The following is a 14,239-nucleotide window of genomic DNA, read 5'->3' as shown; positions in this document are numbered from 1 at the left end:
CGCGGCAGGCGTTACATGTTGCTGGGCATAAAAAAACCCTGCTCACATCAGCAGGGTTTTTTTTGGTTGCAGCCGCAAATCAGCTGTACACACGCCCCAGCAACTGGCGGTGGCTTTCGAACTGATCCAGTACATCACGCACGATCTGCTCCGGCGCAAAGCCCATCAGGTCGTACTCCTGGCTGCCGTCATGCAGGTACACCTCGGCGCGGTAGAAGCGCTGGCGCACTTCCGGCTCGCCCTCGACCGGCGCTTCGCTTGGCGCGGCCATGTAACCATCAAGGCTGACTTCGTAAACGAACGGGTTACCCTCGTCCATCATCACCCGCAGGCCCATCATGTTTCGCGACTGGCCGACGCGGCTTTCGACTTCGAAGCCCAGGGTCTGCAGCTGCGCAGCGGCTTCCTTGAGTGCCGGGCTGACCTGCTTGTCCATGAAGCGCTGCACCACCGCCTGAGTCGGCTGCAGTTCCAGTTGGGTCAGGCGCTCGCTGAAGCCGCGGCGGCCACGGGCGGCCAGTTCGGCGCGCTCCTGCTCCACGGCGACGTCCTGCTTCATGGCCTTGTACAGGCCGAACATGAACAGCACCAGCACCACCGAGAACGGCAGGCCGGCCAGCACCACCATGGTCTGCATGGCTTCGAAGTTACCGGCGAACAGCAGGCCGATGGTGACCAGGGTGATGACCACCGACCAGAACACCACCATCCAGTGCGGGGCATCTTCGTCGACCTTGCCGCCTTTGCACGACAGGTTGGCCATCATCACCGCGCCGGAGTCGGCCGGGGTGAGGAACAGCACGAAGCCGACGAACACCGCCACACCGATCACGATCTTGGCCGCCGGGAAGTATTCCAGCAGCTGGTAGATCGACATCGACGGCTGTTCCAGCGCGGTCTTGCCCAGCTCCACGGCGCCCTGGTTGATCACCAGGTCCAGCGCGGTGTTGCCGAAGATCGACAGCCAGGCCAGGGTGAAGCCCAGGGGGATCAACAGCACGCCCATGACCAGCTGGCGCACAGTGCGGCCCTTGGAAATACGGGCAATGAACATACCCACGAATGGGCCCCAGGAAATCCACCAGGCCCAGTAGAACACGGTCCACAGGCCCAGCCAGCGCTCGGACTTGCCCGCCTCGCCTTCATACACATACAGGTCGAAGGTTTTCAGCACGATGCCATTGAGGTAGTCGCCAACGTTCTGCACGAAGCCGTTGAGCAGGTGCAGGGTTTCGCCGCCCAGCAATACGAAGATCAACAGGCCGCTGAACAGTGCGATGTTCAGGTTGGACAGGCGGCGAATGCCGTTTTCCACACCCGACACCGCCGCCACGGTGGCCACGCCCGCCATGACCAGGATCACCACCAGCAGGTTGGTCTTGCTGTGGTCCATGCCGAACAGGTATTCCAGGCCCGACGACACCTGCATCGAGCCGATACCGAGGTTGGTCACCAGGCCCAGCAGGGTGACGAACATGCCGAAGATGTCCACGGCATTGCCGGCAGCGCCCTTGACCCAGCGCTCACCGACCAGCGGGTACAGCGCCGAGCGCAGGGCCAGCGGCTGGTTGTGGCGGTAGGCGAAATAACCCACGGCCAAACCGACCAGGGCGTAGATCGCCCAGCCATGCAGGCCCCAGTGCAGGAAGGTCAGCTGCAGGCCCTGGCGCGCAGCTTCGAGGCTGGCAGGGGTGCCTTCCGGTGGGTTGAAGTAGTGGTCCAGCGGCTCGGAGGCGCCGAAGTACAGCAGCGAGATACCGATACCGGACGAGAACAGCATGCCGGCCCAGGCGCCGTAGCTGAAGTCCGGCTGGTCGTCCTTGCCGCCCAGCTTGAGGCTGCCGTAGTCGGAAAACGCCAGGTAGACGACGAACACCAGGTAACCGCAGATCACCAGCATGTAGTACCAGCCGAAGGTACGCGTCAGCCATTTCTGGGCAACGCCCAGCACCTGGCCGGCGGTTTCCGGTACAGCGATCAGCAAGGCAGTCAGAACGAGGATCATCAGCGCGGAGGTGAAGAACACCACGCGGTTGACCCGTACCCTCTCGGCGGGGGGTTTGGTAAGGGAGGCAGAACTCATTGCACGAATGCTCCGGGCAGTACGGCTTGTGGAGGCTAATCAGTCTTTCCCGAGCAATTGGTGCAATAGCCCCACTGCATCAGGTGTTATAAAAGCACCTTGGAAACCGTGATCCCGAATCGATACGTTGCAAAAAAACAGACAGGTGACCTGCTGAAAATGCCCCGCACTTGCTCGAAGTGCGCGCATTCGCCACAGAGCACCCCGCCCGCTCCAAGGGCCTGCCGCAGGTCGTCGACCGCTCGGCAGAATCTGAATTTCGCATCGCTGATGCCCGTCAACGCCTTGTATTCCGGGGGTTACACGATTTCCTGGGGTGTCAATAAGTGCCTTCGAAACAGCCTTGAAAACTGTCAATGGCACAAATTGTCGCAGAGCTTATTCTTTATTGATTGAACGTTCAATCAAAACAAAATAGACTGGCCTTCGCCGAGTCAGCCGCCTGTCGTCTGCTCGCAGGGCCTGAGGAGATAGCAAGATGCCCAAGGTCGGTATGCAACCCATCCGCCGCCAGCAGTTGATCGAAGCCACGTTGCAGGCGGTCGATCAGGTAGGCCTGGGGGACGCCAGCATTGCGCTTATTGCCCGTTTGGCCGGTGTGTCGAACGGCATCATCAGTCACTACTTTCGGGACAAGAACGGCCTGATCGCAGCGACGATGGGTTACATCATGAACATGCTCAACGAAGGCGTTCGAGCACGTCGCCAGGCCCTGACGGACGACAGCCCGCGTGCCCACCTGAAAGTGATCATCGAGGGCAACTTCGATGCCAGCCAGGTGAACGGCCCGGCAATGAAAACCTGGTTGGCCTTCTGGGCTTCCAGCATGCACCAGCCCGATTTGCACAGGTTGCAGCGGATCAACGATCACCGCCTTTACTCCAACCTGTGTTGTCAGTTCCGCCGCGCCCTGCCGCTTTACCATGCGCGCAAGGCAGCCCGCGGCCTGGCGGCCCTGATCGATGGCTTGTGGCTGCGTGGCGCCCTGTCGGGTGATGCATTCGACACCGACCAGGCGATACGGATTGCATACGAATACATGGATCTACAACTGGCTAAGCAGCACACCCTGGACAGCACAGACCAGGCTGCTGAACAAGCGCGCATGGCCCTTCCCAACCCGGCAGGAGCGTGACGCGCACGCCAACCACACACTGCACTTGCGAGGACACTATGGCCCGTTTCGGAACGCAAAAACTCTACATTGATGGCGCTTACGTCGACGCTGGCAGCGATGCCACCTTTGAAGCCATCAACCCGGCTACCGGCGAAGTCCTCGCCCACGTGCAACGTGCCACCGAGGCTGATGTCGAGAAAGCCGTCGAAAGCGCCGAGCGTGGCCAGAAAGTCTGGGCCGCGATGACCGCCATGCAGCGTTCGCGCATCCTGCGCCGCGCCGTCGACATCCTGCGTGAGCGCAACGACGAGCTGGCCATGCTGGAAACCCTGGACACTGGCAAGTCGTACTCGGAAACCCGCTACGTCGACATCGTCACCGGCGCCGACGTGCTGGAATACTACGCAGGCCTGGTACCGGCCATCGAAGGCGAGCAGATCCCGCTGCGCGAATCGTCCTTCGTCTACACCCGCCGCGAGCCGCTGGGCGTGACCGCCGGTATCGGCGCCTGGAACTACCCGATCCAGATCGCCCTGTGGAAATCCGCCCCGGCCCTGGCCGCCGGCAACGCGATGATCTTCAAGCCGTCGGAAGTCACCTCGCTGACCACCCTGAAACTGGCCGAGATCTACACCGAAGCCGGCCTGCCGAACGGCGTGTTCAACGTCCTGACCGGCAGCGGCCGCGAAGTCGGCACCCTGCTGACCGAGCACCCGCGCATCGAGAAAGTCTCCTTCACCGGCGGCACCACCACCGGCAAAAAAGTCATGGCCAGCGCTTCGAGCTCCTCGCTCAAGGAAGTCACCATGGAACTGGGCGGCAAGTCGCCGCTGATCATCTGCGCCGACGCCGACCTGGACAAGGCAGCCGACATCGCCATGATGGCCAACTTCTACAGCTCCGGTCAGGTCTGCACCAACGGCACCCGCGTGTTCATCCCGGCTGAAATGAAAGCCGCGTTCGAAGCCAAGATCGCCGAACGCGTTGCCCGCATCCGCGTTGGCAACCCGGAAGACGAAAACACCAACTTCGGCCCGCTGGTCAGCTTCCAGCATATGGAAAGCGTGCTCGGCTACATCGCCAAGGGCAAAGAAGAAGGTGCCCGCGTACTGTGCGGCGGCGAGCGTCTGACCGAAGGTGAGTTCGCCAAGGGCGCCTTCGTGGCCCCGACCGTGTTCACCGACTGCACCGACGACATGACCATCGTCAAGGAAGAGATCTTCGGCCCGGTGATGAGCATCCTCACCTACGAAACCGAAGAAGAAGTCATCCGCCGCGCCAACGACACCGAATACGGCCTGGCCGCCGGTGTGTGCACCAACGACATCAGCCGCGCCCACCGCATCATTCACCAGCTTGAAGCCGGTATCTGCTGGATCAACGCCTGGGGTGAGTCGCCGGCCGAAATGCCGGTTGGTGGCTACAAGCAGTCGGGCGTTGGCCGTGAAAACGGCGTCAGCTCGCTGGCTCAATACACTCGCATCAAGTCGGTCCAGGTCGAGCTGGGCGGCTACAACTCGGTCTTCTAAGGCCCAGTCCAGCCACGCCCGTGCCGCCGTGCACGGGCGTTTCCGCTCCCTGATCACCGCCAACACGAGGGTACGTTCATGTCCCAAGAATTCGATTACATCATCGTCGGCGCAGGCTCGGCCGGTAACACCCTGGCCACCCGCCTGACCGAAGACGCCAGCGTCACGGTCCTGCTGCTGGAAGCCGGTGGCCCCGACTACCGCTTCGACTTCCGCACCCAGATGCCAGCCGCCCTGGCCTTCCCGCTGCAAGGCCGCCGCTACAACTGGGCCTACGAGACCGACCCAGAGCCGCACATGGACGGCCGCCGCATGGAATGTGGCCGCGGCAAGGGCCTGGGTGGCTCTTCGCTGATCAACGGCATGTGCTACATCCGCGGTAACGCCATGGACTTCGACGGCTGGGCAGAACTGCCAGGCCTGGAAGACTGGACCTACCTGGATTGCCTGCCGTACTTCCGCAAAGCGGAAACCCGCGACATCGGCCCCAACGACTACCACGGTGGCGAAGGCCCGGTCAGCGTTGCCACGCCAAAAGCGGGCAACAACCCGCTGTTCCACGCCATGGTCGAGGCCGGCGTGCAGGCCGGTTACCCGCGCACTGAAGACCTCAACGGTTACCAGCAGGAAGGCTTCGGCCCGATGGACCGTTCGGTGACCAAGAAAGGTCGCCGTTCCAGCACCGCACGCGGCTACCTGGACCAGGCCAAGAAGCGCCCTAACCTGACCATCGTCACCCATGCCCTGAGCGACCGCGTGCTGTTTGACGGCAAGCGTGCCGTTGGCGTGACCTACCTGGTTGGCGACAGCGAAGAGCGCGTCGAAGCCCGCGCCCGCAAGGAAGTCATCGTCAGCTCCGGCGCCATCGCCTCGCCGCAACTGCTGCAGCGCTCCGGCGTTGGCCCGCGCGCCCTGCTGGAAAGCCTCGACATCCCGGTGGTGCACGACCTGCCGGGCGTTGGCGAAAACCTGCAGGACCACCTTGAACTGTACCTGCAGTACGCCTGCACCCAGCCGGTGTCGCTGTACCCGTCGCTGCTGTGGTGGAACCAGCCGGCCATCGGCGCCGAGTGGCTGTTCAACGGCACCGGCATCGGCGCCAGCAACCAGTTCGAGGCCGGTGGCTTCATCCGCACCCGCCCTGAATTCGAGTGGCCGAACATCCAGTACCACTTCCTGCCGGTGGCGATTAACTACAACGGCTCCAACGGCGTGAAGGAACATGGTTTCCAGGCGCACATGGGTTCGATGCGTTCGCCAAGCCGTGGCCGCATCCAGGCCAAGTCGAAAGACCCACGCCAGCACCCGAGCATCCTGTTCAACTACATGGCCACCGAGCAGGACTGGCAGGAATTCCGCGATGGCATCCGCCTGACCCGCGAAATCATGGCCCAGCCGGCGCTGGACCCGTACCGTGGTCGCGAGATCAGCCCGGGCGCGCACGTGCAAACCGATGAAGAGCTGGACAAGTTCATCCGCGAGCACGCCGAAACCGCCTTCCACCCGTCCTGCTCGTGCAAGATGGGCACCGACGACTTGGCGGTGGTCGATGGCGAAGGCCGCGTGCATGGCATGCAGGGCCTGCGTGTGGTCGATGCGTCGATCATGCCGATCATCATCACCGGCAACCTCAACGCCACCACGATCATGATCGCCGAGAAGATCTCCGACAAGATCCGCAACCGCAAGCCGCTGCCGCGCAGTACTGCCAAGTACTACAAGGCCAACGGTGCGCCGGTTAAAGGCAAGCCGATGCGGGAAGTGTAGGAGCGGATTCATCCGCGAAGCGCCCGCCCAGGCAACCCACCAAAAGGCACCCTCCGCGGTGCCTTTTGCACATCTGCAGAAACGCTTTACATCCCGCCAATTCATCAGGTTAGAATCGATTGGCACGCGACTTGCCAGTCATATCCCTTTCCCGCGCGACCCCGGAGTACCTGCCTTTGGATGCCAGCACCATCAACAGCCTGTTTCTGATCGGCGCATTGCTGGTGGGTGCAAGTATCCTGGTCAGCTCGCTGTCGTCGCGCCTGGGCATCCCGATTCTGGTCATCATCCTCGCCGTCGGCATGGTTGCTGGCGTGGACGGTGGCGGCATCATCTTCAACAACTACCCGACCGCCTACCTGGTGGGCAACCTGGCGCTGGCCGTCATCCTGCTCGACGGCGGCCTGCGCACGCGGGTGGCGAGCTTCCGCGTGGCCTTGTGGCCGGCGCTGTCGCTAGCCACGGTCGGGGTGATGATCACCACCGCCCTCACCGGCATGGTGGCCGCCTGGCTGTTCGACCTGAGCTTGATCCAGGGCCTGCTGATCGGCGCCATCGTCGGCTCCACCGACGCCGCGGCGGTATTCTCGCTGCTCGGCGGCAAGGGCCTGAACGAACGGGTCACCGCCACGCTGGAGATCGAATCCGGCAGTAACGACCCGATGGCGGTGTTCCTCACCGTCACCCTGATCGACATGATCGCCAGCGGCCAGACCGGCCTGCACTGGAGCCTGCTGACCCACCTGCTACGCGAATTCGGTATCGGTGGCCTGCTCGGACTGGGCGGCGGCTGGCTGATGCTGCAGCTGGTCAACCGCATCAACTTGGCCAGCGGTCTGTACCCGATCCTGGTGGTCGCCGGCGGCCTGGCAGTGTTCTCGGCGACCAACGCCCTGCACGGCAGCGGCTTCCTCGCCGTATACCTGTGCGGCCTGGTGCTGGGCAACAAGCCGATCCGCAGCCGCCACGGCATCCTGCACATGCTCGACGGCATGGCCTGGCTGGCGCAGATCGGCATGTTCCTGGTGCTGGGCCTGCTGGTCACGCCGCACGACCTGCTGCCCATCGCCCTGCCGGCACTGGGCCTGGCGCTGTGGATGATCCTGGTCGCGCGGCCGTTGTCGGTAATTGCCGCGCTGCTGCCATTCAAGGCCTTCCATGGCCGCGAAAAGGGCTTCATCGCCTGGGTTGGCCTGCGCGGCGCGGTGCCGATCATTCTGGCGGTGTTCCCGCTGATGGCAGGGCTGCCGGATGCGCAGCTGTTCTTCAACCTGGCGTTCTTCATCGTGCTGGTGTCGCTGCTGGTGCAGGGCACCAGCCTGCCGTGGATGGCCAAGCTGCTGAAGGTCACGGTACCGCCGGACCCGGCGCCGATATCGCGCTCTGCGCTGGAGGTGCACATCACCAGCGAGTGGGAGCTGTTCGTCTACCGCCTGGGTGCGGAAAAATGGTGCATCGGCGCCGCCCTGCGCGAGCTGAAAATGCCTGAAGGCACCCGCATCGCTGCGCTGTTCCGTGGCGAACAGCTGCTGCACCCCTCGGGCAGTACCGTACTGGAAGTCGGCGACATGCTCTGCGTGATCGGCCACGAACACAACCTGCCGGCGCTGGGCAAGCTGTTCAGCCAGGCGCCGCAACGCGGCCTGGACCTGCGCTTCTTCGGCGATTTCGTGCTCGAAGGCGATGCCGAACTGGGCGCGGTGGCAGCACTGTATGGCCTGAAACTCGACGGCCTGGACGCGAAAATGCCGCTGGCGCAGTTCATCCGACAGAAGGTCGGAGGCGCTCCAGTAGTAGGTGACCAGGTCGAATGGCACGGCACCATTTGGACCGTGGCGACCATGGACGGGAACAAGATCCAGAAAGTGGGCGTCAGATTCCCCGAAGGAACGCGACCCGGACCAGGATTGTTCCTCTAAACTCCGTTATCGCCCGAGCTACAGTAGTCTGCCTATGTCCCTGCGCGTGTACCTTCGCACAGCCCTGTTCGGGCTGTGCCTGTCCCTTTCGTTCGCGGCTGCCGCGGCCGAAGCTCCAACCGCTGCCAGCATCCAGCACAGCCTCGACAAGATCGCCGAACGCAAGCTGCCCGAAGCCGACCAGAAGGCCCTGCAGCAGGTGCTCGAACAGACCTTGAGCCTGCTCGCCAGCAAGGAAGACAGCGAGAAGAAACTGGCCGCGCTCAAGCAGCAGCTGGCCAGCGCGCCGAAAGAGACCAGCGACAGCCAGAAAGAACTGGCCAAGCTCAAGGACAGCAAGCCGCAACCGGTGGCCCAGCGCTACGCCACACTCAACGTGCCGCAGCTGGAACAGATGCTCAGCGAGCGCAACACCCAGCAAGGCGAGCTCCAAAAAGCCCTGTCGGATGCCAACAGCCTGATCATCAACTCGCAGACCCGCCCCGAGCGCGCCCAGGCCGAGATCAGCAACAACCAGACCCGCACCCAGCAGATCAACAACATCCTCAAGAGCGGCAAGGACGGCGGCAAGTCGATCAACGCCGACCAGCGCAACCAGCTCGCTGCCGAGCTGGCCTCGCTCAACGCCGTGACCCTGCTGCGCCGCCAGGAACTGGCCGGCAACGGCCTGCTGCAGGACCTGGGCAATGCCCGCCATGACCTGCTGATCGAGCGCGCCGCGCGCCTGGAGCAGGAAATCCAGGACCTGCAGACGCTGATCAACGAAAAGCGCCTGGCCCAGTCCCAGCAAACCGTTACCCAGCAGTCGATCGAAGCGCAGAAAGCCGGTGGCAGCAGCCTGCTGGCCAGCGAAAGCGCAGCCAACCTCAAGCTCTCCGACTACCTGCTAAAAAGCACCGACCGCCTCAACGAACTGACCCAACAGAACCTGCGCACCAAGCAGCAGCTCGACAGCCTGACCCAGGCCGACCAGGCGCTGGATGAGCAGATCAGCGTGCTCAAGGGCAGCCTGCTGCTGTCCAAGATCCTCTACAAGCAGAAGCAGGCGCTGCCACACCTGAAGCTCGACCGCGACCTGGCCGACCAGATCGCCGACATCCGCCTGTACCAGTTCGAGATCAACCAGCAGCGCGAGCAGATGAGCAGCCCCGTGACCTACGTCGACAAGCTGCTGGCCAACCAGCCGCAGGAAGACGTCACTCCGGCGCTGCGCAAAGCCCTGCTGGAAGTGGCCATAACCCGCAGCGACCTGCTCGAACGCCTGAACCGCGAACTGTCGGCACTGCTCAACGAATCGATCACCCTGCAGCTCAACCAGAAGCAGCTGCTCGGCACCGCCCAGGGCCTGCGCACCACCCTCGACGAGCAGATGTTCTGGATCCCCAGCAACAAGCCGCTGGACTGGGACTGGTTGAAATATGTACCCGAGCGCTTCGCCAAGCAGGTCGCCGACCTGCCCTGGGGTTCCGGCATCAAGGAACTGGCCGACGGCCTGAGCCAGCGCCCGCTGCTGTTCCTGCCGTTGCTGCTGGTGATCGGCGCGCTGCTGTGGCGGCGCAAATACCTGTACCAGCGGCTGAGCAAGGTGCACCAGGACATCGGCCATTTCCGCCGTGACAGCCAGTGGCACACACCCCAGGCGATCCTGATCAACATCCTCCTGGCGATGCCGGTGAGCCTGGGCCTGGCCCTGTGCAGCTACGCCCTGCAGATCGACGCCCGCGGGCAGAATGCCAACCTGGGCGCCGCGCTGTGGCAGCTGGCCCAGGCCTGGCTGGTGTTCTACACCGCCTACCGCATCCTCGCCCCCGGCGGCGTGGCGGAAATCCACTTCCGCTGGCACAAACCGCAGGTCGAGTTCCTGCGCGGCTGGGTGCGCCGGCTGGGCACCGTGGTGCTGGCGTTGGTCGGCGTGGTGGCGGTCGCGGAGCACCAGCCTTCGGCGCTGGCCGACGACGTGCTGGGCATCGGCGTGGTGCTCACCTGCTATGCGCTGATGGCCTGGCTGCTCAGCCGCCTGCTGGCGAGCAGCCCGGCGCACCGCGATACTTCGCTGTTCCGCCGAGCGGTCGGGGTGGCCTTCACCGCCTTGCCGATCGCCTTGTTCGTCGCCGTGTGCTTCGGCTACTACTACACCGCGCTCAAGCTCACCGACCGGCTCATCTACACCCTGTACCTGCTGATGTTCTGGCTGGTGATCGAGGCCGCGTTCGTCCGTGGCCTGTCGGTGGCCGCGCGGCGCCTGGCTTACCAGCGCGCCCTGAGCAAACGGGCGGCGGCCAAGGAAGGGCTGGATGGCGAAGTCATCACCGAAGAGCCGACCCTGGACATCGAACAGGTCAACCAGCAGTCGCTACGCCTGATCCGCCTGGCCCTGCTCGGCGGCTTCATCGCAGGCCTGTACTGGGTGTGGGCAGACCTGATCTCGGTATTCGCCTACCTCAACAACTTCACCCTGTACGAATACACCAGCGGCACCGGCGCCGCCGCCAGCATGGTGCCGATCAGCCTCGGCGACCTGCTCGGCGCGCTGGTGATCGTCGGCATCACCTTCGCCCTGGCCGGCAACTTGCCGGGTTTGCTGGAAGTACTGGTGCTGTCGCGGTTGAACCTGGCCCAGGGCAGCGCCTATGCCACCACCACGCTGCTGTCGTACACCATCGTCGGCATCGGCATCGTCAGCACCCTGTCGACCCTGGGCGTCAGCTGGGACAAGCTGCAGTGGCTGGTGGCCGCGCTGTCGGTGGGCCTGGGCTTCGGCATGCAGGAGATCTTCGCCAACTTCATCTCCGGCATCATGATTTTGTTCGAGCGCCCGGTGCGCATCGGCGACACCATCACCATCGGCAACCTGTCCGGCACGGTGAGCAAGATCCGCATCCGCGCCACCACCATCACCGACTTCGATCGCAAGGACATCATCGTCCCCAACAAGACCTTCATCACCGGCCAGCTGATCAACTGGTCGCTGACCGACACGGTCACCCGGGTCACGCTGAAGCTGGGCATCGACTACGGCTCCGACCTGGACCTGGTGCGCGACCTGCTGCTCAAGGGCGCCCACGAGAACCCACGGGTGCTCAAGGACCCGGAGCCGCTGGTGTACTTCCTCAACTTCGGCGAAAGCTCGCTGGACCACGAGCTGCGCATGCACGTACGCGACCTCGGCGACCGCAACCCGACCCTGGACGAGATCAACCGCTACATCAACCGTGAGTTCAAGGCGCACAACATCAAGATTTCGGTCCGCCAGGTCGAGGTGTTCCTGATGGACACCAAAGGCGGCAAGCAGCAGCTGATTCCCGTGGAGCAACCCAAACCGGATGGCACTGCGCCGGCCTGATGCGGTTCGAATGCTTTATTCTGTGCTGAACCCCAGGAGCAGCCCGTGAAAGCCCTCGACCAACTCACCTTCGACAACCGCTTCGCCCGCCTGGGCGACGCGTTCTCCACCCAGGTCCTGCCCGAGCCCATCGCAGAACCGCGCCTGGTGGTAACCAGCGAGTCGGCCATGGCCTTGCTCGACCTCGACCCGGCGCAGGCCGAATTGCCGGTGTTCGCCGAGCTGTTCAGCGGCCACAAGCTCTGGGAAGAAGCCGATCCGCGGGCGATGGTGTATTCCGGCCATCAGTTCGGCTCGTACAACCCGCGCCTGGGCGATGGCCGCGGGCTGCTGCTGGCCGAAGTGCTCAACGAAGCGGGCGAGCACTGGGACCTGCACCTCAAAGGCGCAGGCCAGACGCCTTATTCGCGCATGGGCGATGGCCGCGCAGTACTGCGTTCGTCGATTCGCGAATTTCTCGCCTCCGAAGCCCTGCATGCCCTGGGCATCCCCAGCAGCCGCGCGCTGTGCGTGATCGGCTCCAGCACCCCGGTATGGCGTGAAACCCGCGAAAGTGCTGCCATGCTCACCCGCCTGGCACAGAGCCACATTCGCTTCGGCCACTTCGAGTACTTCTATTACACCAAGCAGCCTGAACAGCAACGGGTGTTGATCGATCATGTGCTGGAGCAGCACTACCCCGAATGCCGCGACGCCGAGCAGCCGTACCTGGCCATGTTCCGCACCATCGTCGAGCGCAACGCCGAACTGATCGCACGCTGGCAGGCCTACGGCTTCTGCCACGGGGTGATGAACACCGACAACATGTCGATCCTGGGCATCACCTTCGATTTCGGCCCCTTCGCCTTCCTCGACGATTTCGACGCCAACTTCATCTGCAACCATTCCGATGATCGTGGCCGCTACAGCTACGCCAACCAAGTGCCGATCGCCCACTGGAACCTCAGCGCACTGGCCCAGGCCCTGACCACGGTGATCGAGGTCGAGCCGCTGAAAGAAGCCCTGGGGTTGTTCCTGCCGCTGTATCAGGCGCATTACCTGGACCTGATGCGTCGACGGCTGGGGCTTACCACGGCTGAAGACGACGACATGGCGATGGTCGAGCGCCTGCTGCAGCGCATGCAGAGCGGCGGTGTGGATTACACCCTGTTCTTCCGCAGGCTGGGCGAGCAACCGGTGGCCGAGTCGCTGAAGGTTGTGCGCGATGATTTCATCGACCTGGCCGGCTTCGATGCCTGGGGCGCCGACTACCTGGCCCGCTGTGAGCGTGAAACGGGTAATGCAGAAGGCCGCCGAGAGCGGATGCATGCGGTCAATCCGCTGTATGTGCTGCGCAACTATCTGGCGCAGAAAGCCATCGAAGCGGCGGAAGGCGGAGATTACAGTGAGGTGCGGCGGTTGCATCAAGTACTGAGCAAGCCGTTCGAAGAACAACCCGGCATGCAGGCTTACGCCGAGCGGCCACCGGAGTGGGGCAAACATCTGGAGATCAGCTGCTCTTCCTGATTGAACACCTAGAGCGGTGAACACCGGGCGCATGCCTTGAGGAATGTGCTGCTCTTCAGATCGAGCGCCGCCCGCGCGGCGCTCGGTCTAATAGGCGCAGAAGATGCCCTGACGAACCCCCTCAATCACGCATTCTCCTCAAGCAACGAATGCAACTCCACAAACTGCTGCGTCAGCTTGTGCCGCGGCTCCAGATGAATCAGCGGCAGGCTGGCATGGTGCGACTCACGCATCTTCACCGAGCTGTTCAGGTACACCGGCAGCACCGGCAACCCCTCAGCAAGCAACTCATCGAGCATCTGCTGCGGCAGGCTGGCACGTGACTGAAACTGGTTGACCACGATGCCTTCGACCATCAGGTCCTCGTTGTGGTCATCCTTCAATTCTTCAATTTCGGCCAGCAGCCCATAGAGCGCCTGGCGCGAGAAACTGTCGCAATCGAAGGGGATCAACACCCGATCAGCCGCGATCAACGCAGAAACCGCGTAAAAATTGAGCGCGGGCGGCGTATCGATGTAAATCCGCTCGTAATCCTCGTCCAACTCATCGAGCAATTTACGCAGCTTGTTGATCTTGTGCTTGGCCTCAAGCTTGGGCTGCAGGTCGGCCAGCTCCGACGTGGCGGTCACCACGTGTAGGTTGTCGAACGGGGTTTCGTAGATATCGACCTTGTTCTTCTTGCTGAACGGCCCGCTGGACAGGCTCTGCTTGAAGAAATCGGCAATGCCCATGGGGATGTCTTCGCCGGTCAGGCCGGTCAGGTACTGGGTCGAGTTGGCCTGGGCATCCAGGTCGATCAACAGGGTCCGATAGCCTTCGCTGGCGCTCACCGCCGCCAGGTTGCAAGCGATGCTCGACTTGCCTACACCGCCTTTCTGATTGAACACCACGCGCCGCATGAGAGACCTCCGTGTATCAACGAATGCCCGAGTATGTGGCGACGCTGCGGCATTGGCCAGCACCTCTTGGCGTAAC

General features: G+C 63.2%; 8 protein-coding genes. 6 read left to right on the top strand and 2 right to left on the bottom strand.

Annotation, left to right across the window (positions count from 1 at the left end):
* Nucleotides 1-79: 79 nt before the first annotated feature.
* Nucleotides 80-2,083 (bottom strand): BCCT family transporter, encoded by a 2,004-nt coding sequence (locus tag ACIQUF_RS18260; protein ID WP_403133928.1) that lies wholly within the window; start codon nucleotides 2,081-2,083, stop codon nucleotides 80-82.
* A 478-nt stretch (nucleotides 2,084-2,561) separates the two neighbouring features.
* Between ACIQUF_RS18260 and betI the strand changes: the two genes are divergently transcribed.
* The 6 genes from betI (at nucleotide 2,562) to selO (ending at nucleotide 13,264) form a co-directional block, all read left to right on the top strand.
* Nucleotides 2,562-3,218, top strand: a complete 657-nt coding sequence (betI, locus tag ACIQUF_RS18255; protein WP_403133926.1) for a transcriptional regulator BetI — start codon at nucleotides 2,562-2,564, stop codon at nucleotides 3,216-3,218.
* A 38-nt stretch (nucleotides 3,219-3,256) separates the two neighbouring features.
* Nucleotides 3,257-4,729: a betaine-aldehyde dehydrogenase gene (gene betB / locus ACIQUF_RS18250; RefSeq protein ID WP_400796427.1), complete on the top strand. Its 1,473-nt coding sequence runs from the start codon at nucleotides 3,257-3,259 to the stop codon at nucleotides 4,727-4,729.
* A 78-nt stretch (nucleotides 4,730-4,807) separates the two neighbouring features.
* Nucleotides 4,808-6,496: a choline dehydrogenase gene (betA, locus tag ACIQUF_RS18245; protein WP_403133923.1), complete on the top strand. Its 1,689-nt coding sequence runs from the start codon at nucleotides 4,808-4,810 to the stop codon at nucleotides 6,494-6,496.
* A gap of 176 nt (nucleotides 6,497-6,672) precedes the next feature.
* Nucleotides 6,673-8,415, top strand: a complete 1,743-nt coding sequence (locus tag ACIQUF_RS18240; protein ID WP_403134458.1) for a potassium/proton antiporter — start codon at nucleotides 6,673-6,675, stop codon at nucleotides 8,413-8,415.
* Nucleotides 8,416-8,449: 34 nt separating this feature from the next.
* Nucleotides 8,450-11,758: a mechanosensitive channel MscK gene (mscK, locus tag ACIQUF_RS18235; RefSeq protein ID WP_403133919.1), complete on the top strand. Its 3,309-nt coding sequence runs from the start codon at nucleotides 8,450-8,452 to the stop codon at nucleotides 11,756-11,758.
* A gap of 45 nt (nucleotides 11,759-11,803) precedes the next feature.
* Nucleotides 11,804-13,264 (top strand): protein adenylyltransferase SelO, encoded by a 1,461-nt coding sequence (gene selO, locus ACIQUF_RS18230; protein ID WP_403133915.1) that lies wholly within the window; start codon nucleotides 11,804-11,806, stop codon nucleotides 13,262-13,264.
* Nucleotides 13,265-13,389: 125 nt separating this feature from the next.
* Here selO and ACIQUF_RS18225 read toward each other — a convergent pair whose 3' ends face one another.
* Nucleotides 13,390-14,163 (bottom strand): ParA family protein, encoded by a 774-nt coding sequence (locus ACIQUF_RS18225; RefSeq protein WP_403133913.1) that lies wholly within the window; start codon nucleotides 14,161-14,163, stop codon nucleotides 13,390-13,392.
* Between the last annotated feature and the right edge of the window lie 76 nt (nucleotides 14,164-14,239).

The sequence above is a fragment of the Pseudomonas sp. NPDC090233 genome (assembly GCF_044772285.1).
Classification (GTDB): domain Bacteria; phylum Pseudomonadota; class Gammaproteobacteria; order Pseudomonadales; family Pseudomonadaceae; genus Aquipseudomonas.
The sequence above is the reverse complement of the archived record's forward strand: the minus strand, read 5'-3'. Positions and strand labels throughout refer to the sequence as shown.